Genomic DNA, 22,273 nt, shown 5'->3' on the forward strand with positions numbered 1-22,273 from the left:
GGACTCGCGGTCGGTGCCATCAACTGGGAGATTCACCATGGCTTCCAAGCAACCTGCCTTCTCTTCCGCAATCCCCGCCACCATGCAACGCTACATGGCCGGTCTGTCGCACCGGACCAGCAGCCTCTACCAGACGGCCACCCAGGTGAGCGTCCTGCGCAAGGCAGCGGCCGCCGATGCCCCTAGCGTGGTGGACTATGTCTACAGCGGGCTCACATCCCAGGATCTGGCCTACGACACCGACCAGTACCCGGTGAGCGGAACCTTCCAGGGTGTGATGCCACCCTGGTTCAACTCCCTCAGTTCAGTGCCCGCCAATTGGCTATGGAGCCCCGTCTGGTACGAGTACAACCCGCAGCGCACGGCACAAGTCACTGCGGAGAACGAGTACATCCAGGCCAATGTGCCGCAACAGACATACAACGGCAGCACCGCCTCGACGCTGATCCAGCAGTGGTACACGCAGGGCATGTGGGACCTCGCCCCCACCCCCAGCTCTCCCGCTCCCTTCTCCGCGGACCAGGTGGCTGCGCTGAGCACGCACTGGATTGCCGATGACCTGGAGTTCGCCCGCCAACGGCTGGGTGGCGCCAACCCCAACGTCATTCAACAGGCCGATGCCCAGCGTTACCAGGTGAGCAGCTGGGTCCAGGCCGCCAGCAACGGCGGTCAGCTCGCAACGCTGGCAAGCACGCTGGCCGCCGCCCAGGCCAGTGGCGCGCTGTATGTCTGCGACTACACGCCGGTGCTCGGCAATGCGGTGAAGAACCAGCTTGTGGTCAAGGGCCGCTATCTGGCCGCCCCGATCTGCTTCTTCCAGGTGGATACCACCGGCAAGCAGCTGCGCCCCCTGGCAATACAAATCCAGGGCACCGATCCGCAGTCCTACATCTTCACGCCCAACGACCCCTCCGACCCGGACGGCAATGCCTGGTTGCTGGCCAAGCTCTGGGCCGCCTCGGCCGATCAGCAGTGGTGGTTCAGCGGTTCGCACCTGTTCAACACCCACACCATCGACATGCTCTTCGGCGTGGCTGCGCTGAACCAGGTTCAGCAGGGCCAGCTGGCGGCCAACCACCCCATGCTGCTCCTGGCCCAACCTTTCCTGGCCCAGGTCTTCGACATCAATGCTGTCGTGATCAGCGCACCCGGCAGCGACGAGAGCGGCATCTACCAGAAGGCCAGCGGCGCCAAGCCAAACTTCTGCGACGCGGTGCTGCCTACCGGGCGTGTCGGGCTCTATCAGGTCGTCAGCGACCTGTTCAAGAACTACAGCTTCGACGCCAACGCCTTCACCGCCCAGCTGTCCAGCCGTGGTCTGCAGCAGGGGGCCATCGCCCAGTTGCAGTACCCCTATCGAGACGACGGCCTGGTCTGGTGGAACGCCATTGAGGCCTTTGTCGGGAACGTGGTCAAGGCCAGCTACGCCAACGACGCCGCCGTGGCGAGCGACACGGGGCTCAACGCCTGGATGGAGACCACCCAGGCCGCCTTCAACCACGACGGGACAGCGCGATTCAGCTGGACACCGACGATGGCCTATCTGCAAGGCGCCTTCACCAACCTGCTGTTCACCTGTTCGACACAGCACACGGCCGTCAATGACACCATGCTCAATGGCTGGGCCTTCACGCCCAACGGGCCCTTCGCCATGCAATCGGCACCGCCGGTAGACGCAAAGAGCGTCAGCCAGGCGGCTGTGCTGAACGCACTGCCCAACCCGCAAACCACGGCAGGCCTGGACCTCATCAAGAACCAGATCAGCTTTGTGATGAACGGCACCGCGATAGTCACACCACCCGACACCCTGGCCCAGGACAGCGGCAGTGCCAGCGGCATGCTCAAGGTCTTCCCCTACGCAGCCGGCTCCGCGCAGCAGCAGGCGGTGAGCGATTTCTGGAACGCCATCTGGACCGGCCCGAGCTCGGTCAACGGCCTGATCACCCAGAACCAGAGCCGGCGCGTCGCTTCCTGGAGTGGCGCGCAGCCGGTACCCAACAGCCTCAGCTACTACTACCTGAGCGCCGGGCTCTCCCCATGGAGCGCGCCCGCCTACCTGAACGCCCCCGTGATGAACCAGATCCAGATCTGATCGTCACCCACTTCGCTGCCCGCACCGCTCGGGAGGACGAGACGACATGACCGCCTCGCCCTCCTTGTGCCGCCCACCATCGAACTGCCCCAGGAGTCGCCATGCCCCAAAGCGGCCTCATGACCCAATCCATGTTCCAGCGGTACTTCCGCAAGCCCGCCACCGAATCACCGGCAGCCCCTTCCAACCGCAGGGTCGGCGCCTGGGCCCAGGGAGATCGGGAAACGGTGGCCAGCTACCTGAACAAGCGCTTGGCCGAGATCGGCGTCAAGTACGTGATGGCCATACCTGGCGACTACATCAGCGACTGGGTTGAGACACTGGACGGCCCAGACAGTGCCGGGTTGATCCGCGTCCACCCCAACAACGAGATGTGCGCCACCTACGCCGCCGACGGCTTCGGCCGTGCCGGCGGCGGCAAGACGGTGGGTTGTGTGTCCACGACCTATGGCGTGGGCTCTCTCAACGCCGTGCAAGCCGTGGCCGGCGCCTATGTGGAGCATGTGCCGCTAGTGCTGATCAACGGCACACCTTCCGTGGCGCAATTCAACTCGCAACGCGACCAGGGCGTGCTGTGGCACCACATGTTCGATGGTTCCCTGACGGATCTGCGCATCTACGAGCAGATCACCCGCATGGCCGTCCGCATCGACAACCCGGTCTTGGCGCCAGACCTGATCGACGCAGCACTCACAGCCTGCATCACCGACTCACGGCCGGTCTACATCGAGATTTCCAACACCCTGGAAGGCTATGACGTTGCCTCGGTGTCCAGCCGCCCCGCGCTGAAGAGGTCCCCCATCCCGCAGGACAGCCAGTCGCTGGACGAAGCCCTGGCCGGCATGCTGCAGGTGCTGGTCGACGCCAAGCGGTTGGTGGTGCTGGGCGGCGTGGAGATCGCGCGCTTCGGCCTGCAGGAGCAGTTCAGCCAGATGCTCAGAGTTCTGAAGGCACCCTACCTCTCCAGCCTGCTGGGCAAGAGCGTGCTCAGCGAGTACAGCGCGCCCCACTTCAGCGGCACCTACAACGGTCGCAACTCGCAGGCGAACGTGCTGGACCTGATCGACAACGCCGACGTCATCCTCAGCCTTGGCGTGCAGGAGACGGACTTCAACTTCTCCGGTGTGGTCAGCACGGACTCCGACCCGGGCCAGGCACCCGGCCTGCCGCTGGAGCGCAGCATCGAGGTCCGGCTGGGCGCCGCGCGCATCAATGCCGGACTGACCCATCACCATCGTGAACTCTACTGGGGGGACATCCAACTGGGTGGCCTTGTCAGCCAGCTGCAGGAGTTGATCTGCGAGCCAAGCGGCCCTGCCATGAGGGCCCTGGTCAGCAAGTTTGCCGCGCTTGAACCGGTGCAGGAGAAGTTGATCAATGCAAAGGGAAAGCTGCCCAACGCTCCCTTTCCCAAGCTGGTTGGCGCCGTCTGGGACATCCCACCGCCCGACAGCTATGGCGCACAGGATCAGATCACCTGGGACAGTTTCAAGTCCCTGCTGCACCACCAGTACCTGTGCAGCTTCGGCAACGACGAGCACAAGGATGCCCCCATCCTGCTGGCCGACACCGGGCTCACCTTCTACAACCTCAACAACGTCAAGGTGCCGCAGAACGGCTTCATTGCCCAATTGGCCTGGGGCGCCATCGGCTATTCGCCCGCAGCGAGCTACGGCGTCAAGCTGGCACAGGAATCCCTGGGCAGCCAACGGCGTGTGATCAGCGTTTCCGGCGACGGCGCCTTCAGCCAGAGTTCCAATGCCATCGGCACCATCGCTGCGCTGGGGTTGGACAACGTGGTCTTCGTGATGGCCAACGGCGTGTTCGCCATCGAGCAGTTCCTGGTGAACGCCGGCGCCTTCGGCCCGGGCAGTGGCAGCACGGCACCTCCGCAGTTCGCTCCCTTCACCCGCGTCCCGGAGACCTCGCTGTGGCAGTGGCAAAAACTGGCGGAGGGCTTCGGCGGCGTGGGCTACGAGGTCAGCACCAATGCCGAGCTGGCGTCGGTGCTGGAGAAGATCAAGGCCGGGTCACCACCGCCCGCCCAACCTTCGGGGCCTTGTAGTGGCAAGGCTGGTCCGGGCTGCTGCGATTTCGCGCCCGACGCCGCACCGCAGACGCGTCGCTCGACCTTCACCCTGGTCGCCGTGCGCAATGTCTGCGACGACCTGCCCAGCAATACGCGCTGGAAGCTCGGTGGGGCCTCGCCCCGCCCAGCCGACTGACAGCAGGCGCCCCTGCATCACCAGCTCGCCGGAGACTCCCATGACCAAGACTTTCCACGACCTGCTGCCCGAGTCGGACGACCCGGTGGTGAAGCACTACATCGAGATCATCAAGCAAGGGCTGCCCAAGACCCGCAAGCCCCGCAGGATCGCCATCGTGGGTGCCGGCATGGCCGGCCTGGTCTCGGCCCAGTTGCTGGCCGAAGCCGGCCATCGTGTGACGATCTTCGAGGGCAACACCCGGGTGGGTGGACGGATTCACACCTTGCGTGGCAGCAGGTACTTCGGACGCCCGGATCTCTACGGCGAGGCAGGCGCCATGCGCCTGCCCCTGGTCTACCACGACCTGCTACGCACCTATATCTGCAAATACCAGGTGCCGGTGAACACCTTCTTCCAGGTGGATGTGGAGAAAGACAGCATCAACAGGCAGAACCAGAACCAGGTCATCTGCGACAACGCCCCGATCAAGCCCGCCACCAAGGCATACAACGCCTGGACCTTCGTCAATGGCATCAAGATGCGGACACGGGACTACATGGCGGCCGAGTTCCCGGCCAAGTCCCTGGGCTACGACATCTCGGCCCTGCCCCAGCCTCTGCAGAAGATGAACGCCGCCGACCTGCTGGGCTCGGTCACCAACCAGGTCCGGGACTTCGTCAATCAGGACCCACGCAACAACTGGCCGGTGGCCATCGCACGCTACGACAACTATTCGGTGCAGGGCTTCCTGCGACAGTTCTCCCTGCTGCCCGGCAAGGCCATCGAGTACGTGGAGGTACTGCAGAACCTGGAAAGCCGCAGCGCGCTGAGCTTCGTACAGAACCTCATCGAGATCTCGCTGATCAACTCCAACAACACCTACTGGGAGATCACCCAAGGCAGCGACAACCTGGTCAAGGCCTGGTTCGCCCCGCTGACGGCCGCCGGGGTGAAGGTGCACTTCAACCAGTGGATCGATAGCGTGGCCTATGCACCCCAAGGTGGGCGAGCCACATTGCGCTTCTCGCCTTTCGACAAGGAATGGGACGGCGACGTCGAGTTCGGCGGCGAGCTCAAGGCTCCGAGCTTTGTGCCCGAGTTCGAGGCAGACGAAGTCATCCTCACCGTGCCTGTGCCGTGCATGCGCACGATCGACTTCCACCCATGCCTGCCGCAGGACAAACGCCTGATGATCCGCAACCTCTACTACGACTCTGCGGCCAAGGTTCTGCTCGCGTTCGATGAGCGCTTTTGGGAAACGCGGGACGACATCTGGGGCGGTGGCTCTGTGACGGACCTCTCCAACCGCATGGTCTATTACCCCAGTCATGGCTTTGGCGAGCAGGCCGGCGTGGTGCTGGCCAGCTACACCTGGGAGACCGAGGCCCGCGGCTGGGGTTCCCTAACCGACGCCCAACGCATCGAGCTCTCGCTGGATGGCCTGGCCCAGCTGCATGGCGACTACATCCGTCGGCACTTCATCTCCGGTGCGTCGGTCTTCTGGGATGAAAGCCCATTTGCCATGGGCGAGGCGGCCATGTTCGCGCCAGGTCAACTGAGCGAGTTGCAGCCGATGGTCTCGGCGCCGCTGGGGAACCTGCATTTCGCCGGGGACTGGACCACGCTGCGCCACGCCTGGATAGAGGGCGCGATCGAGTCCGGCATCCGGGCCGCGCTGGAGATTGAGCCCACGCCAAAGGCCAGTAGCGACAAGGCCAACATGCTCCGCCCCATCCCGCCCAGGGTGATGTGAACGCGCAGCCAGGAGACATGCCATGAGCAAGACCTCGCTCTCCGATGTGCACTACCGGGTCCGGGTCGATCCGCAGTCGCACGAGCTACACGTGCGCATGCGTCTCACCGGTCCGGTTGCACAGGGCACCCTGCACCTTCAGACGCCGAGCTGGGTGCCCGGCAACTACACCTTCACTCAACTGGGCAGGGACCTGTTTGAGCTGCAGGCATTCAACACCCGAGACGAGCACCCGTTGGCCCTGCATCGTGAGGGCTGGCAGGCCTACCGGATCGAAGGCGGGGACGGCGACGTCACCGTCAGCTATCGGGCCTGGGCCTATGCCACCGACCTGGGCGAACCCTCCGGCATACTCGACAACCAGTTCGCTGTCTTGCTGGGCACGCGCTATCTGCACAGCCCGCAACACCTCGGGGCCTGCACGGTCAGCTACGAGTTGCCGCCTGACTGGCAGGGCAGCATCCATCACCCCAGCGGCGCGCAGCCGGTCTCGCCGGACAGCTGGCGCTACCCCAGCTACGAGACCCTGCTTGACACCCCGGTGGTGATGGGCCATTACGACCTGATCAAGCGGTACGTCGAAGGCACGCCGTTCTTCTTCGCCTTCGTGGATCGTGGTGTCGGCTTCGAGGCGGAGGTCGACGGCTTTGTGGACCAGATCTGCACGGTGGCTGCCGGCTACCGCAAGCAGTTTGGCAGCTTCCCCTTCGAAGACTACAGCTTCGTCCTCAGCTTGAACCCCCAATCCTCTTGGGGGCTGGAGCACTTGACAAGCACCATGTGCGGCCTGGGGCCGGACGTCTTCACAGATCCGGACCAACGGGCCATAGGTGTGCGCGTCTGCGCCCATGAGCTCTTTCACGCCTGGAATGTCCGCCGGCTGCGCCCCTCGCCGCTGATGGACGTTTCCCAACAGCTTGAGAGCGGCAGCTTCAGCGAGGGGCTGTGGATGGCCGAAGGCTTCACCCGCTACTACGAGTTCCTGGCCTGCACCCGCGCCCAGGTCTACAGCCCGGCGCAGTTCCTTAGCAACCTGGTGGGCTATCTGGAGCATCTGCGCGCCGTGCCGGCCTACCAGCGGGTCAGCGCGGCGGACTCTTCATTGGCCACCTACCTCAACCATGCGCCCAAGTACGCCGGCCGGCCATGCAACTGCATTGACTATTACGACAAAGGCATGCTGATTGCCTTTGGCGTGGATGCGATGCTCCGGCTAGGCTCGCCCGTGCGCACGCTGGACAAGGCCTTTCGCGGCTTCTACGAGGAATATGCAAGCGGCGGCCCCAATGGCAAGGGCTACAGCACGAACGACGCCATAGCGTACTTTCGCCAGTTGCAGCCCGCCATCGGCGACATGTTGGACGCCACGGTACGCCAGCCTGGCGGCCTGAGCACCGAAGACCTGCTGGGTCAGCTGGGCTTTCTCGTCGAGCACAAAAGCACCCATCAGCTGGGCCTGATGTTCCTCGACAACGGTGCACCGACGATCTACAACGTGCTGGACGACAGCCCCGCCGGTGACAGCGGCCTCGCTCCGGGCGACGTGATCAGCACGGTCAACGGTTTCAGCTACACGGCCGCCGCGTTGAACTGGGCTGCCAGCCATGAGGGAATGGTAAGCCTGGGCGTACAGCGTGGACACCGCAGTCTGACCTTCTCGATGAGGCCCCGCAGCCACCGGCAGATCATCCGACTGCGCTGGCAAGGCACCGTGGAGCAGGCAGAGCGCCTCTACACCTGGCTGGAGCAGCGCTTTCCCCTGGCCGAGGGGCAGGTCTTCGAGCCGTCCTTCTACGAGAACTTCCATGGCATCGAAACCGTGGTCTGAGCGCGCCCGCCGGAAGCGCCTCCACGAAGGCCACCTGCGCGCCACAAAGCCCCCCCACAGAAGAACCGGTAGGCTCAATGGCGTTTGGCGCGCGGCCGTGAATGCGGTCCGGGCGGAGGAAATGCTAGCGTCGCTCCAGGGAATACTGGAGCGCGCTGTCCAGCGCATTCATCAGCTCCGCCGCGTCCAGCGGCTTGGTCAGATAGCGGAAGAACCCGGCCTTCAGGCTCGCGGCGGCGGCATCGGGCATTGCATTGGCCGTCAGCGCGATAACGGGAATATGTGCGGTGCGCGGATCCTGCTTGAGCAGCGCCTGGGCCTCACGGCCAGTCATCAGCGGCATGTTGTTGTCCATCAGGATGACGTCGGGCCTTTCAGCCCGGGCGACCTCCACGCCAGAGCGACCATTGCTGGCCGTCAGCAGACGCAAGCCACGGCGCGCCCTTAGCAGCTCCTCGACGAGCCGCAGACTGGCGGGATTGTCCTCGACATAGAGCACTGTAGCTGGCGGCCCCTCCCGGACGCTCGCGGGGAGCGCGTCGATGTGTGCCGCGCTGGTCTTGGGCAGCGTGGCCAATTCGCTGGCCAGCAGTTCAACCCAGAACACGCTGCCCTCACCGGGCGTGCTCTGCACGCCGACGCGGCCGCCCATCAACTCAACGAGCCGTTTCGTGACGACAAGCCCGATACCCGTTCCCTGCTCGGGCCCAGCCTCATGGCCCAGGCGGTTGAAGGGCTGGAACAGCGCCTCGACCTGATCGGGTGCCAACCCTGCGCCAGTGTCCCGCACAGCGATGCGCAGCTGACGCGCGTCCGTCAGCTCACCCCCGACTGTCACCGTGCCATTCGGGCGGTTGTACTTGATTGCGTTGCTGACGAGGTTGAGCAGCACCTGCTTGAGTCGCGTGCGGTCAGCATGGACGACGAAGCCCCCGCTGGTCTCAAAGCGCAGCACGATGCCACGCTGCGTGGCCAGGGGCTCCATCATCCGGCGGCATTCGTCCAGCAGTCCGTCCAGGGGCACAGGCTCCAAGGACAGCTCGACATGACCACTTTCGATACGAGCGAGGTTGAGGATCTCGTTGATCAGCGTCAGCAGATGCTTGCCGGCGCCGACGATGTGTTCAGCGTATTCCTGGCGCCGCTCTCCCCCCAGCTCCGCGACGCTTCCGCCCAGCAACTGGCCAAAGCCGATGATGGCGTTCAGCGGCGTGCGCAGTTCGTGGCTCATGCTGGACAGGAACTCCGATTTCGCGCGATTGGCCTTCTCGGCCGCCGCTGTGGCAACTCGCAGTTCTTCGTTGGATGCCTCGAGTTGGGCCGTACGTTCGCGCACGCGGGCCTCCAGCTCCTCGTTGAGCCGCAACACCTCGCGGCTGTGGCGCTCGATTTCACCGAGCATGCCGTTGAAGGAGTCGGCCAACACACCGACTTCGTCGTCGCGCGCCTTGGGTGCGCGGCGCGAATAGTCCTGGCGCAGCATCACGTCACGCGCCACGCTGCCGATCGCCAGAATGGGCTGAACGACAGCCCGCTGCAGCCGCATCGACAGCATCAGGGCCACGATCAGAGCCGCCAGCGCGACGGCCGTGGCGATGCCCACGTAGGTGGGCACGCGCTGCCACAGGCCGTACTCGGCACGCAGGTAGACGCGACCGATCTCGCGACCGTCTTGCAGTATGGATTGCACCACCAGCAGGTCGCGGCCGTCGTAGCGCACACCGGGCGGCTCGGCACGCGCGGGTGGCGCGACTCCTGAAGTGGTATAGGTCGCGAAGCTCTGGCCGTTGGCGCCGTAGACCGCCGCGGCGTGGACGCGCGACTGCAGGCGCAGCAGCGAGAGGTTCTCGTGAGCCACTCGCGCGTCATCGAACTCCAGCGCCGGAGCCGTCGAGCGGCCAATCAACTCGGCCTGGGACTGCAGGTCGCTTACCCAGCCCTCGTGGTAGGCGTGCAAGTCGTAGGTCACCATCGCGCCGAGCGCAACGAACAGCGCCACCAGTGTCGTCAGCATCGTGACGGCAAGCAGCCGGTGCTGGAGCGAGAACCTAAGCATCGTCAGTTTCGTCCTTCGATGCGTCGCGCCACGCCGAGCAGCCGTGCGCTGATCTTGAGCCCGCTTTGGGCGGCGGCTGGCAACTGAATGTCAAAGCGTACCTTGTCGTCGACGATGACAAAGTTGATCATGCCCGCCGTGCGGCCCTGGTCAAGCTCGGTGATGGTGAGAATGGGCCGACCGCGCGCAGCGGCCAGCGCGCTCGCGGCCTGCGCCGTCACCGAACGTGTGATGTAGATGGCATGCAGTCCGTCGGGCAGGTCGGCACGACTCAAGGGCAGCATCTCCACGGGCCGGCCGGCCACCGAGGCCGCCGCCGCTGTGCGCCGCAGCACCTCAAGCACAGCCTCGTCGCCCAACACGCCGATGCGAAAGGGCTCCCCCGACCGCCCCAACGCTTCGGCCGGCCATTCCACGTAGTTGCCGAACTTGCAAACGAAGGCGGCCTTGATCTGATACTCGGTGCTGGCTTCGCCATTGGCCCTTGAAGCGGCAGGCAGGGCCATCATCCCGAGCAGCAGCAAGCGACGACGAAGTCGGACGGACGGCACGGCCATCAGCGGTAGCGCATGTGAAGCTGCAGCATGAGGTTGCGGCGCAGCTGGGTGCGCGTCTCGACCGCGGTGAACTCGCCGTGGGCGCGGTCGAAGAGGTTCTGGCACAGCAGCGCGATCTCGGTGTCGGCTCCGAGGCGGCTGGCCAGGCGCAGGTCCGCGGTCGTGTAGGCCGGCACGGCGGGCGCCGCGAGTTCGCCGACACGGCGCAACATCAGATCCAGCGCCGTTTCACGCGGCAGATCGAAGGCCGCGCGCAACTGCCATTGCCGTCGCGGCATCGCCCCTTCGGTCGCAGCCACGGAGCCACCGGTGTCGTGGCTGCCGGGCTTGAGCGCCATGTTCGGGTGCAGCAGCGCGATGCCGCCGTACAGGCGCAGCCAGGGTGCGGCTTGCACAATGCCCCAGGCCTCGACGCCGCTGACGCGGCCCTTCATGCCATTGCCGAAGTACAGCGATGTACGACTGGCGGCCAGCTCCTGAGTGCGCAGCTGATCGTAGTCGGCGTGGAAGGCCGTGGCCGACAGCGTCACCGCCGGCAGCACCTGGCCGCGGTAGCCCAGCTCCAGCACACGCGCCGTCTCGCTACGGAAGTCCGGGCCGCCGCCAAGCAGATAGGGCGGCCGATCCGGAATATAGACGTCGCGGTCAAAGCGCGATGGCGCCCGCACCGTATCCGTTACAGAGGCCCACCAAAGATGGTCGCGCGATGGCTTCCACGCCAGACGCAGGCTGGGCAGAAACTCGCTGCCGGTGTAGTCGTTGCGTTCGACGCGCGCACCCAGCGTCAGTTGAAGCTCGTCGGTCAGCGCGATCTCGTCCTGCGCGAACAGGCTGCTCCAGGCCTGGTTGAGGCGCTCGGGCAGTATGGCGAACATCGGCGAGCCGTGCTCCACACGGTCACGCGAGCGTCGCAGCTCGCCGCCCAGCACCAGTGTGTGGCCCCTGGCCGGGCGCAACGTGTACTGCAGCTCCACGTCTGCAGTGGTCAGCGTGTCGTCGAAGAAGGGCGGCGTGACACGCGCCGTGCGGTCCAGATAGCCCTGCACGCTGAGCTCGCCGCCCGCCAGCGTCGTTTCCCAGCGCGCCAGCAGGTTGGCGCCGGACAGCCGTATCGTGTCCAGAGCGAAGCTCGCACCATTGATGACGATGGTGCCAGGCTTGGGCTGGCCATGGTTGCCACGATAGGCGTTGCCGACAACCGTGAAGCGGTCGCCCGTGCCCCCCCAGTCGGCGCGCAAGCCCCCTTGCAACATGTGCCCGGCATCCGCCACAGGAGCGCCGGCTGCCGTCTCGGTCGCGCTCAGGTCACTGCGCTTGACGTACAAGCGCAGCGCCCCGCCGCCGGGCAAGCCCAGGCCATGGCGCAGCGCGGCGGAGCGCTCTCGCCGGCCTCCCGACACCGACGCCAGCGTGCCCTGGGTATCGGCCGCACTGCGCGTGATGACGTTGATGACGCCGTTAACAGCGTTGACACCCCACAGCGTGCTGCCCGGGCCGCTGGCGACTTCGATTCGCTCGACATCCTCCAGCACCACATCCTGCACATCCCAGAACACGCCGGCGAACAGCGGCGAATAGACCGAACGCCCGTCGATGAGGACGAGCAGCTTGTTGGCCGAGTTGGCGTTGAAGCCCCGTGCGGTGATGTTGTAGCCACCGGCATAGACCTCGGAGACCTGGAGATTGGGTGCCAGCCGCAGCGCCTCCGGCAGTCGCGTGGCACCGCTGCGGCGGATATCGTCGGCCGTGATGACGAAGATCGAAGCCGGTGCGTCGGCCAGGTGCTGCTCGCGCCGCGCGGCGGAGGTGATGGTGACGTTGCCCAGTTCTTCGAGGCTGAGATAGACGAGGCTGGATTGAGCCCGGGCAGGCCAGGGCAAAGCCAGGGGCACGAGCGCGATTGCAGCAACGATGCCGGGCCAAGTCGGTAACGGTCGCATTCGCCTCCTGCAACTGTCCATGGACGCGGCACGATAACGTGAGCACATGGCGGTGGCAATCTCTCATGCCCGGCCCTCCTGGCCCAGGAGGATCTCCGCATGAACGGGATGTTTCTCCCCCTTCAGCGGAGCGTGCGACGCCCACCTGCGTAGCCTGCGGCGCCGGCCGGAATCGGACCTCGTGCGCATGCCCCGTGCAATCGAGGCCAGCATCCCGCCCGACACCAAGGCGAGTCGGCCCACGGGTGGCCATGCGCTCTGGTTGGCCGTCCCGCGGCGGCTGGACTCACGCCCGCTTTTCGACCGGGCCATCGAGGCCGGCAGCTGCTTCGCACCGGGTGACATCTTCTCCGCCAGCAGACGATTCCCGAACGGTCTGCGCCTGAGCGCCGGGCACTCCTGGAGTGCCCGGGTGGAGGACGGCGTCAAGCGTTTGGGGGCCTCGCAAGCGTGTTGCTCGAAAGCTGAGTTCAGCGCGTCGCCGTGACCCCGAACGCGCCAGCGCCAGCGGTCGCTCATCTCCGCCATCTGCGCCTGGGCGAAGTGGGGCGAGCTGTTGGGCTGGCCGAGGACGCAGCGTGTTGTAGCGCTCGTACGCCCCGCCCGAAGTTCATGAACAAGGTCACGCCAGGCTCGGTGGTAACACCTATACCAGAGATTGGCACGGCGAAGATCGCGGGCGGCCCGTCTCCGTGACCCGATTCCATCGGCCTCTTCATGCTTGAGCAGTTCTTCGTCACCGGCCGTCCCCTCGACGCCTTGTTGCTGCAGCAACACAACCCCTGGCTTGTCGCGCTGTCCGCGGCGCTGGCCATCGGCGCCTCGGTCATGGCGCTGCACATGGCAGAGCTGGCGCAGCGTGCGCAAAGTGGTGGCATGCGCCGCTGGACGCTGGGCACGGCCGGGTTGGCGCTGGGCGGCGGCATCTGGGGCATGCACTTCATCGACATGCTGGCCTTCTCGGTCTGTGCGGCGGGGGATTTCTCGCCCTGGGTGACGGCGGTGTCCATCCTGCCCAGCGTGATCGCAGCGTGGATTGCCCTGTGGCTGCTGGCCCGACGGCGCGTCAATGCCCTTACGCTGTTGAGCTGCGGCGTGCTGGTCGGCGCGGGCATCGGCGCCATGCACTACAGCGGCATGGCAGCATCGAGCGCGATGTCCGTCATGCGCTACGACCCCATCTTCTTCGGCATCTCCATCGTCGTGGCCGTGGCGATGGCCACGCTGGCGCTGTGGGTGCGCTTTGGCCTGCGGCACTGGCAGCGCAGCCACCTCGCCACACTGGTGGCAGGCACGGTGATGGGCATCGCAATCACCAGCATGCACTACACGGGCATGGCGGCGCTGCGCTTCGTGGGTCCGGCGAATACCCAGGGCCACGAGCAAGTGGCCATGTCTCTAGTCATTGCGATGGTGGTGCTGATCTTCAGCATGCTGGTCGTCGCCATCAACGTCAGCCTGCGCTTCCGGCAGTTGTTCCTGCATGCGCAGCGCAACGAGTCCCGCCTGCAAGCGGTGGTGGAGACCGCCGTGGATGGCATCTTCATGGTGGATGGCCAGGGCGTCGTTCAGGCATTCAATAGCGCCGCAGAGCGCATGCTGGGCTGGGACGCCGCCGAAGTGCTGGGCCAGCACGCGCGCATGCTGGCGCCCGACACGCTGCAGGAGGACAACACCGCCGTCCACAGCCTGGCCCGTACGGCAGGCAGCAGCCGTGAGACGGAGATGCGAACCCGGGACGGCCGGTTCATCCCCGTGCGCATGGCCGTGGGCTGCGTAGATGTGCAGGGAGCTCCGCTATACGTGAGCTTCATCACCGACATCCGCCAGCGCCTCGACCACGAACAGACGCTGCGAGAGGCCCGCGACCGTGCCGAAGCCGCCGCTGCCGCGCGAGGCACCTTCCTGGCCAATATGAGCCACGAGATCCGCACGCCGATGAACGCCATCATTGGCTTCACCGAGGCGCTGCTGGATTCACCGCTGGACGCCTCGCAGCGCCGCCACCTCGGCACGGTGCACAACGCCGCGCGTTCCATGCTGCGCCTGCTGAACGACATCCTCGACACCGCCAAGCTCGAGAAGGGCGCGGTTGAACTGGAGGTGGCCGACTTCTCGCTGCGCGAGCTGTGCGAGCAGACCCTCGCCTCGCTGCGCATCACCGCAAGCAAGAAGCGGCTGCCGCTGGAGCTGGACTACCCGCAGGCCGAACCCGAGTTCGTGCGCGGCGATGCGCTGCGGCTTCAGCAGGTGCTCGTCAACCTCGTCGGCAACGCGATCAAGTTCACCGAGCGCGGCCATGTGCGGCTGCACGTGCGCTATGCCGACAACGAACTGCTGCTGGATGTGGAAGACACCGGCATCGGCATCGCGCCCGAGGCGCTGGAGCGCATCTTCGACCCCTTCGCGCAGGCCGACGCGTCCACCACTCGCCGCTTCGGCGGAACGGGCCTGGGAACCACGATCTCGCACCAGCTCGTCGAGCTGATGCGAGGCCGCATCAGCGTGCGCAGCACCCTGGGCCGGGGCAGCGTGTTCAGCGTGCGACTGCCCATGCCGCTTGGCGACGCCAACGCCGTCACGCATGGCTTGCAAAGCGCCCGCGTGCTGCCGGCGCTGCGCGTGCTCGCCGTGGACGACGTCCCCAACAACCTGGAGCTGCTGCAGATGACGCTGGAACGCGGCCGCCACAGCGTCACCACCGCCCACAACGGCGAGGACGCCATCCGGCTCTGCACCGACCAGCACTTCGACATCGTGCTGATGGATCTGCAGATGCCCGGCCTGGACGGGCTCGAGGCCACGCGCCGCATCCGCGTCGTCGAGCAGGCCCAGCGCCGCAAGTCCGTGCCCATCATTGCGCTGTCAGCCAGCGTGCTGGAGAAGGACCGCCGTGACGCGCGGGCCGCAGGCATGGACGGCTTTGCCAGCAAGCCGCTGGAGCTGCCCCGCCTCTACAACGAGATCGCCCGCGTGCTGGGCCTGCGCTCGGACGGCATCAGCCCCGCGGCTGCCGCTTCGATATCGGCCTTCGGCGATCTGGAAGGCACGGCCATCGAAACGCCACCCACCGACAGCCACCCACCCATCGACTGGGAAAAGGGCCTGCGCCTGTGGACCCAGGCGCCGCTGCTGCGCGATGCCATCGAGCGCTTCACCCACGAGCAACAGGCCTTGCCCGAACGGCTTGCCGCCCTGCATGACGCTGGCGATTGGCAGTCGTTGGCCGATTTCTCACACCGCCTGCGAGGCGTTGCGGGCAACCTCGCGCTGGGCCCTTTGCACACGCTGCTTGGGCAGCTTGAAGGCGCGGCCCGTGCAGCCGACGCAGCGTCGGCCGAAAGCGCCCTCGCCGCTCTCGTGCCCGCCTGGCACCATGTGACGCAGGCGCTGGCCGCGCAGGCCAGCGCCCCCGCCGAAGCGCCCCACAACGCTTCGACCCCCTGCGCAATGGACGCGCAGCAAGCTACGCAGGCACACGCCCTGCTCGAGAACGCCATCGCCGCCCTGGAGCAGGGCGAACTGCCCGAAACCACGCTGACCAAGCTGGCCGCGTTGCTGCCTGCGCTCGCGCTCGAACCGGTGCGTGATGCCGTGGACAGCTTCGACTTCGACCAGGCCCAATCCCTGCTGCGCGTGCTGCGCGGCTCACTGGCCACGTCATGATCACCACCGACGACCGCCCCCGCCTGCTCGTCGTGGACGACGAGCCAACCAACCTGCAGGTGCTGCGCCACGTACTGCAGGCCGACTACCGACTGCTGTTCGCCACCGACGGCGAGCGGGCCATCGCGCTCGCACGCCAGCAGCGGCCCGACTTGATCCTGCTCGATGTGATGATGCCGGGCATGAACGGCCACGAGGTCTGCCGGACCCTCAAGGCCGACTCCGCGACCGCGTCAACCCCCATCATCTTCGTCACCGCGCTGAGCGACAGCCAGGACGAGGCCCACGGCCTTGACGTCGGCGCGGTGGACTACATCACAAAGCCCGTCAGCGCGCCCGTCGTCCGTGCCCGTGTGCGCAACCACCTCACACTCGTACGGCTGGACGAGTTGCGCGAGACGCGCCTGCAGATCGTGCAGCGCCTCGGCCGCGCCGCCGAGTACAAGGACAACGAGACAGGCCTGCACGTCATCCGCATGAGCCACTTCTCGCGACGTCTGGCGCTGGCCGCGGGCTTCAACGAAGCCTGGGCCGATGACCTGCTCAATGCCGCACCCATGCACGACGTCGGCAAGATCGGCATCCCCGACGCGGTGCTGCGCAAGCCTGGCCCGCTGGATGAGGCCGAGTGGGCCATCATGCGCCGACACCCCGAGATTGGCGCCGAGATCATCGGCGAACACCCCTCGGGCCTGCTGCGCATGGCCCGCACCATCGCGCTGGCCCACCACGAGAAATGGGACGGCAGCGGCTACCCGAGAAACCTCGAAGGCGAGCAGATTCCCGTCGAGGCCCGCATCGTCGCCATTGCCGACGTGTTTGACGCGCTCACCACGCGGCGGCCGTACAAGAGCGCATGGCCGGTGGAACAAGCGCTGGAACACATCCAGGCGCAGGCGGGGCGGCATTTCGATCCCGCGCTGGTGGAGAAGTTCATCGGCTTGGTGCCAGACCTGCTGGAGATCCAGCGGCGATGGGCGGATGAGCCCGAGGTGGCGCATGCTGTGAGCGAAGCACCCTGAAGCTTCCAGCGGGCAGGCGGGCCCGGCCATCAGGGCCTGCCGCACCCGACACGCATCAGCGGGAACACCCCGATGCGTAGCTGAGGGACATCCTCAAGCGGCTGTCAACTCACCGCGCCAGTCAGGTCGATGACTTGCGGCCGCACCGGTGGCGGCATTCTGTCGTGGTCAACCTGCGTTCGGCGTGCGTGCGGCTATAGGTGCCGCGGCGTTGATTTCCCAATGCCCATCCCGGGCGACTCGGGATCGTCCGTCACCATCGGTGGCCCGCCCCCTGCCAGTGCTGCGCGGCCCGGAGGGCGTTAGCAAAGAGCAATGAGAGGCGAGCCGGACGCATCACTCCTTTCCCGCACCGACAACTTCGTAGCGCAACAGCCCAGCCAGACCCTTGTCTGAGCCGCCAACGGCCACGTACAGCAGGTTCTGAGAGGACACGAGAAAGGAGGTCTTGGCGCCGTACTCGGAGGGCACCTTCTCCAGTTCCTCGTAGTGGTCCGCATCGATCTGGCGGAACACCGCGACGTAGCCGTCGCCGGCCGCGTATATGCGCCGGTTCTTCGCGTCGAAGCTCACACCGTTGGTGCGCGGCGGCGCTTCGAAGCTGGCCACCGTCTCGCCGTTGACCGTGGATTTGACGACGAGCTTGAAGGGCTTGCGCGTGATGAGGAAGAGGCGCTGGTTCTTCTCGTCGAGGTCGATGGCCGAGTTGTTCTGCCCCTCGGTGACGGGCCACGTGGAGAGCAGCTTGCGGGTTTTCTTGTCGATCACCGCGATCTCGCTCTTGCCCGCGACGTTGACGAACACGCGGGAGCCCTTCTGCTCTGCGACAACACCCTCGGTGAAGTCAGTGTCGAAGCTCACCTCTCCCAGCACCTTGCCCGTGCGGATATCGACCTGGGAGAGCACGGTCATCGGCAGCTTCTGCGCCGCGTTCTTACCTCCGGTGACGAACCAGAGCTGACGTGCCGAGGCATCGTAGGCCATCACGTCGGCACCTGGCGTCAGTCTGATCGTTTCCACGACCCCATAACTGCGACCATCCAGCACCTTGCTCATTCCGTCGCCGCTGTTGCTGACGATGAGGCGATTGGTCTCGGGCTGATAGTGGATGGCATGGGGGGTCTCCATGCCGGGCACGCTGGTGATGCGTTCACCGCTGCGCAGGTCGAAGACCTCCAGCGTACCGCCGTCCTCTCCGGCGAGGAAGAGGCGCTTTCCTTTGAGATCGGCGCCGAAGTGGTCGAAATCACCCTGGTAGGTGGGCATGTCGGTGCGCCCGAGCAGGCGCAGCGCCGGGTCGGCGCTGGCCTGGCAAGGGAACAGCGCCAGAACGGCGAGCAACGCGGCGCCTGGCGCCGCAACGGAGGTCTTCATTGCGATCCCTTCCCGGTGATGGCGTGAGCCGCTTACTTGACGGCGTCGAAAAGCGCGTTGTAGGACGGGATCAGCTTGGCGAGGTCGTCGCGCAGCACCGTGGCCTTGCGCAGGTACTCGATCTCCTGCTCACTGACGTGCGGCATGGCCGGCGGGTTTTTGAAGGCATAGACAACCAGGCCGACGTTCTCGCCCTTGGCATCGCGCATCGGCATCAGGATGACGACCTTCTTGGGGTTGTCCTTCACGCGTTTCCAACGCGGGTCGACGATGGTGATGCCCTTCTTGATGACGTCAATGTCATCCGGGTCGTCAGCGTTGCCGATGCGATCCGGGAAGGAGCCGGCAAACATGGTGTAGACCTCACTCAGGCCGGGCGGAGTGCCATGCAGCGTGACGCTGAGCAGTTCTGGGTGCTTGGCCATCGTGTCATCGGACAGCTTCTGGCCGTAGATCCTGTGTGCCGGGGCCGTCCAGTTCTTGTCGGCAGCCGAGGCCGGCGTTGCGTTGAAAGCGAGCACGGCAGCCATGGCCAGCGCGCAACCGATCATCTTCTTCATGGTGTCTCCTTTGGCAGCTTGTTTGCAATCACTGCGCCGGCGCGAACAAGGCGTCGACGCTGGGCGTGCGCGGGCTCAGCGCATCGCGGATGGCCAAGCCGGGGGCCAGGAAGTCCGTGTCCTTCTTACCGCTGGTGGGCGAGGTGTGGAAGGCGATGACCATGGCTACCGGCAGATAGTTGCCCTTGACGTCCTTCAGCGGCAGCACCGTCGACACCTTCTTCTGGTAGTCCGGCGTTCCCCACTTCGACTCGACCTGGCTGACGCCCTTCTTCAGCGTGATGACGTCACCCGGCGATGATTGGTTGCCGATGCGGTCCGGGAACGAGCCGGCGATCATCGTGTAGACCTCCTTCTCGCCGGGCGGGGTGGCGTGCATCGTGATGCTCATGATGTCGGGTCGGCTGGCGATCAGCTCGTCGACGAGCACCTGCGCCACGATCTTCTGCTTCGGACCTACCCAGTTCTTGGGCGTCTGCGGCGTGGACGGTGCGCGCGGGATCTCCTGCGCATGGACCGCTGCGGCGGTGCACATCGCCAGCAGCAGAGTGGCGGTGGGTACGAATTTCCTGATGATGCTCATGGTTTGTCTCCGTCGAAGGCATTGAAGGGAGGTATGCGGTCTGGATTCTGGAAACCCACCCTGTACGCTGCCTTTCTCGATCCTGAAATTCCGTTCAGGCCGCTGGCGCCCAGCATCACTAATATCGCGCCCCATGAAATCGATAGGCAGTCGCATCGCACTTGGGTACGCGCTCAGCTTGACCGGCGCCCTGATCGTCCTGTTCTTTGCGGGCCACTACCTGCTGGAGCGTTACCTGATCCGCCAGCTCGACAAGTTGACGGAGGCGCAGTTCAAGCATCTGGCGGCGACGCTGGGGCGCGACTATGCGACCTTGACACCCCATGTCATCGATGAGCGCATCCGCGAGGCGACCGAATCGGCCTCCCTGATGTTCTACGTGGACATGCACGGGCCGATGACGAACCGATTCTTCAAGTCGCACAACCTTCGCGGGCTCACCATCCCGGACCTCATCGGACAGAAAACGTATTCAATCGCCGTCGATGGCATTGGCGAGGTGCGCGTAGGCGAGTATGTGCTGCAGCCCTTCGACGTCCTGATCGCCACGCCGCTGGCACCCGTGCGCGACCTGATGGCGGGCTACCGGCGCGTCTTCTTCGGCCTGCTTGGCGCCGCACTCTTGCTTAGCGCCCTCGTCGGCTTCGGCCTCAGCGAAGTGATCCTCAAGCCGGTGCGCGTGATGCAGGCCACCGCGATACGCATTCGCTCTGACAACCTCAGCGAACGCATCCCGGTCGCCGACGTGAGCGACGAGCTGTCGCAGCTCGCGAGCTTCCTCAACCAGATGTTCGACCGGCTGGAGGCATCTTTCTCGGAAGTCCGCCATTTCGCGGCCGAAGCCTCGCACGAGCTGAAGACACCTCTGTCCCTGGTACGGCTTCACCTGGAGCGCTTGCTGATGGACGACGCCTTGAGTCCCGCGCACAAAGATTCGGTGATGGTGCAGCTCGAAGAGATTGGCCGTGTCAACCGAATCATCGACGAGCTGTTGTTCCTGTCGCGAGCCGATTCCGGCGCGGTTGTGCTCGACATGGAGTCGCTGCAGCCCGAGCGCCTGCTCGCCAGCTTCGCACAGGACGCGGCAGTGCTCGCCGAACACGGCGGCAAGCGTTTCGAATGGTCCCATCATGGCGTAGGCACCGTGCTCGTGGACGACGAGCGCATCCGCCAGGTGCTGCTCAACGTGCTGACAAATGCGCTCAACGTGTCCCCGCCAGGCGGCCTGGTAAGCCTGGCGTCGACGCTCTCCGACGAGTTCTGGCGCATCAGCATCGTCGATGGCGGACCGGGGCTCGACCCGGAGGCGTGCGAGCGAGTCTTCAACCGCTTCGTACGGCTCGACCCGAGCCGCGGCGACTCGCGCGGCAGCGGCCTGGGTCTGCCGATTTCGCGCAGCATCGCAACGATGCACAAGGGCCGCATCTGGGCAACCAGCAGCGACGTCGGACGTGGCCTGCGCGTCGTCATCGAGATCCCGACGTCCGCGGCTTAGCCCCTGCGCAACGGCCCAGTCTGAACGTACTTTCAGGAAGAGTTCACCCAGCAGTCAGGTCGCAATCCTAAGGTTCAGGCCATCGTGAGCGGCACAGGCGCCGCACGACAACCACCCCGAACCGGAGACAGACTGCCATGAACGTCAAACACAAACTTCTTCTGTGCGCCAGCCTGGTCAGCGCACTGATGGCCACTGCACCTGCGGCCCACGCCGAGAAGATCACTCTGATGGTCGGTGGCTACGAGAAGATCATCTACCTGCCTGCCAAACTGGCAGAGCGCCTGGGCTACTTCAAGGAAGAAGGCCTGGACGTCGAGTTGCTGAACGAGGCCTCCGGGGTCGATGCAGAAAACGAGCTTCTCATCGGCGCCGTGCAGGGGGTGGTCGGCTTCTACGACCACTGCATCGACATGCAGGCCAAGGGCAAGCACATCCAGTCCGTCGTGCAGTTCAGCCACGCGCCCGGCGAGGTCGAGCTGGTTTCGAGCAAGCACCCGCAGGTCAAGAGCATGGCCGACCTGAAGGGCAAGACGATGGGCGTCACCGGCCTCGGCTCGTCCACCAACTTCCTGACGCAGTTCCTGATGGTCAAGGCCGGCGTCAACATTGGCGAGTTCACCTCGCTGCCGGTGGGCGCGGGCACCACCTTCATCGCCGCGATGCAGCAGGACAAGATCCAGGCTGGAATGACCACCGAGCCCACGATTTCTCGCCTCCTCAAGACCGGCGAGGCGCGAGTACTGGTGGACCTGCGCACGCTGGACAAAACCCGGGCCGCGCTGGGCGGCACCTATCCGGCTGCTTCGCTCTACATGGCCAACGCCTGGGTCGAGAAGAACAAGCCCACGGTGCAGAAGCTGGCGAACGCCTTCGTGAAGACGCTGCGCTACATCAACACCCACAGCGCCGCCGAAATCGCATCCAAGATGCCCAAGGACTTCATGGTCGGCGACGAGGCGGCCTATGTGAAGGCGCTCGATGAAGGCAAAGGCATGTTCACCGCCGACGGCGTGATGCCTCACGGGGGCCCCGAGACGGTACTGTCCGTGCTCGGCGCGTTCTCCAAGAACGTCAAGGGCAAGACGATCGACCTGTCCAAGACCTACACGACCGAGTTCGTGAAGAAGGCGAAGTGAG

Annotated in this window: 14 protein-coding genes; 8 read left to right on the top strand and 6 right to left on the bottom strand. The window is 65.5% G+C overall.

The genetic code is table 11. The annotated features are described in order from the left end of the window. Nucleotides 1-82 precede the first annotated feature (82 nt). From JOY88_RS13960 to JOY88_RS13975, 4 genes are all read left to right on the top strand, one after another. Nucleotides 83-2,092, top strand: a complete 2,010-nt coding sequence (locus tag JOY88_RS13960; RefSeq protein ID WP_293503234.1) for a lipoxygenase family protein — start codon at nt 83-85, stop codon at nt 2,090-2,092. Between the two features lie 119 nt (nt 2,093-2,211). Next, on the top strand, nt 2,212-4,317 hold the full coding sequence (locus JOY88_RS13965) for a thiamine pyrophosphate-binding protein (RefSeq protein WP_293503235.1): 2,106 nt from the start codon (nt 2,212-2,214) through the stop codon (nt 4,315-4,317). 40 nt (nt 4,318-4,357) lie between these two features. Next, nucleotides 4,358-6,052 (top strand): flavin monoamine oxidase family protein, encoded by a 1,695-nt coding sequence (locus JOY88_RS13970; protein WP_293503236.1) that lies wholly within the window; start codon nt 4,358-4,360, stop codon nt 6,050-6,052. Between the two features lie 22 nt (nt 6,053-6,074). After that, a complete protein-coding gene (locus tag JOY88_RS13975) occupies nt 6,075-7,880 on the top strand; it encodes a M61 family metallopeptidase (protein ID WP_293503237.1) in 1,806 nt (601 codons plus the stop codon). A gap of 124 nt (nt 7,881-8,004) precedes the next feature. Here the strand turns inward: JOY88_RS13975 and JOY88_RS13980 are convergent, their stop codons facing one another. The 3 genes from JOY88_RS13980 to JOY88_RS13990 are packed head-to-tail and all read right to left on the bottom strand — an operon-like array spanning nt 8,005 to nt 12,385. Further along, nucleotides 8,005-9,936: a sensor histidine kinase, YfiR-like protein-associated gene (locus JOY88_RS13980; RefSeq protein WP_293503238.1), complete on the bottom strand. Its 1,932-nt coding sequence runs from the start codon at nt 9,934-9,936 to the stop codon at nt 8,005-8,007. Nucleotides 9,937-9,938: 2 nt separating this feature from the next. After that, complete coding sequence (locus JOY88_RS13985; protein ID WP_293503239.1) at nt 9,939-10,493, bottom strand: TOL_0243 family YfiR-like periplasmic protein; 555 nt, start codon at nt 10,491-10,493, stop codon at nt 9,939-9,941. Continuing rightward, a complete protein-coding gene (locus tag JOY88_RS13990; RefSeq protein WP_293503240.1) occupies nt 10,493-12,385 on the bottom strand; it encodes a TOL_0244 family TonB-dependent receptor in 1,893 nt (630 codons plus the stop codon). Before JOY88_RS13990 ends, JOY88_RS13985 begins: the two co-directional genes overlap by 1 nt. A gap of 765 nt (nt 12,386-13,150) precedes the next feature. Here JOY88_RS13990 and JOY88_RS13995 point away from each other — a divergent pair. Together JOY88_RS13995 and JOY88_RS14000 are read left to right on the top strand one after the other, a co-directional pair. Further along, a complete protein-coding gene (locus JOY88_RS13995) occupies nt 13,151-16,099 on the top strand; it encodes an MHYT domain-containing protein (protein WP_293503241.1) in 2,949 nt (982 codons plus the stop codon). Then, nucleotides 16,096-17,121, top strand: a complete 1,026-nt coding sequence (locus tag JOY88_RS14000; RefSeq protein ID WP_293503242.1) for a response regulator — start codon at nt 16,096-16,098, stop codon at nt 17,119-17,121. Before JOY88_RS13995 ends, JOY88_RS14000 begins: the two co-directional genes overlap by 4 nt. A gap of 336 nt (nt 17,122-17,457) precedes the next feature. Here the strand turns inward: JOY88_RS14000 and JOY88_RS14005 are convergent, their stop codons facing one another. The 3 genes from JOY88_RS14005 to JOY88_RS14015 are packed head-to-tail and all read right to left on the bottom strand — an operon-like array spanning nt 17,458 to nt 19,638. Further along, on the bottom strand, nt 17,458-18,495 hold the full coding sequence (locus tag JOY88_RS14005; protein WP_293503243.1) for a YncE family protein: 1,038 nt from the start codon (nt 18,493-18,495) through the stop codon (nt 17,458-17,460). 32 nt (nt 18,496-18,527) lie between these two features. After that, a complete protein-coding gene (locus JOY88_RS14010) occupies nt 18,528-19,055 on the bottom strand; it encodes a hypothetical protein (RefSeq protein WP_293503244.1) in 528 nt (175 codons plus the stop codon). A 28-nt stretch (nt 19,056-19,083) separates the two neighbouring features. Beyond that, complete coding sequence (locus JOY88_RS14015) at nt 19,084-19,638, bottom strand: hypothetical protein (protein WP_293503245.1); 555 nt, start codon at nt 19,636-19,638, stop codon at nt 19,084-19,086. Between the two features lie 178 nt (nt 19,639-19,816). Between JOY88_RS14015 and JOY88_RS14020 the strand changes: the two genes are divergently transcribed. Both JOY88_RS14020 and JOY88_RS14025 read left to right on the top strand, forming a co-directional pair. Further along, nucleotides 19,817-21,133: a sensor histidine kinase gene (locus JOY88_RS14020; protein ID WP_293503246.1), complete on the top strand. Its 1,317-nt coding sequence runs from the start codon at nt 19,817-19,819 to the stop codon at nt 21,131-21,133. A 137-nt stretch (nt 21,134-21,270) separates the two neighbouring features. Continuing rightward, on the top strand, nt 21,271-22,272 hold the full coding sequence (locus JOY88_RS14025) for an ABC transporter substrate-binding protein (RefSeq protein ID WP_293503247.1): 1,002 nt from the start codon (nt 21,271-21,273) through the stop codon (nt 22,270-22,272). Nucleotide 22,273 lies beyond the last annotated feature (1 nt).

It is taken from the genome of Roseateles sp. (assembly GCF_019237615.1).
Taxonomy (GTDB): Bacteria; Pseudomonadota; Gammaproteobacteria; order Burkholderiales; family Burkholderiaceae_C; genus Pelomonas.

What these genes read in the sequence shown, in the direction of transcription:
- JOY88_RS13960 (WP_293503234.1), top strand. Translation starts at nt 83, where the DNA reads ATGCAACGCTACATGGCCGGTCTGTCGCACCGGACCAGCAGCCTCTAC.
- JOY88_RS13965 (WP_293503235.1), top strand. Translation starts at nt 2,212, where the DNA reads ATGACCCAATCCATGTTCCAGCGGTACTTCCGCAAGCCCGCCACCGAA.
- JOY88_RS13970 (WP_293503236.1), top strand. Translation starts at nt 4,358, where the DNA reads ATGACCAAGACTTTCCACGACCTGCTGCCCGAGTCGGACGACCCGGTG.
- JOY88_RS13975 (WP_293503237.1), top strand. Translation starts at nt 6,075, where the DNA reads ATGAGCAAGACCTCGCTCTCCGATGTGCACTACCGGGTCCGGGTCGAT.
- JOY88_RS13980 (WP_293503238.1), bottom strand. Translation starts at nt 9,936, where the DNA reads ATGCTTAGGTTCTCGCTCCAGCACCGGCTGCTTGCCGTCACGATGCTG.
- JOY88_RS13985 (WP_293503239.1), bottom strand. Translation starts at nt 10,493, where the DNA reads ATGGCCGTGCCGTCCGTCCGACTTCGTCGTCGCTTGCTGCTGCTCGGG.
- JOY88_RS13995 (WP_293503241.1), top strand. Translation starts at nt 13,151, where the DNA reads ATGCTTGAGCAGTTCTTCGTCACCGGCCGTCCCCTCGACGCCTTGTTG.
- JOY88_RS14000 (WP_293503242.1), top strand. Translation starts at nt 16,096, where the DNA reads ATGATCACCACCGACGACCGCCCCCGCCTGCTCGTCGTGGACGACGAG.
- JOY88_RS14005 (WP_293503243.1), bottom strand. Translation starts at nt 18,495, where the DNA reads ATGAAGACCTCCGTTGCGGCGCCAGGCGCCGCGTTGCTCGCCGTTCTG.
- JOY88_RS14010 (WP_293503244.1), bottom strand. Translation starts at nt 19,055, where the DNA reads ATGAAGAAGATGATCGGTTGCGCGCTGGCCATGGCTGCCGTGCTCGCT.
- JOY88_RS14015 (WP_293503245.1), bottom strand. Translation starts at nt 19,638, where the DNA reads ATGAGCATCATCAGGAAATTCGTACCCACCGCCACTCTGCTGCTGGCG.
- JOY88_RS14025 (WP_293503247.1), top strand. Translation starts at nt 21,271, where the DNA reads ATGAACGTCAAACACAAACTTCTTCTGTGCGCCAGCCTGGTCAGCGCA.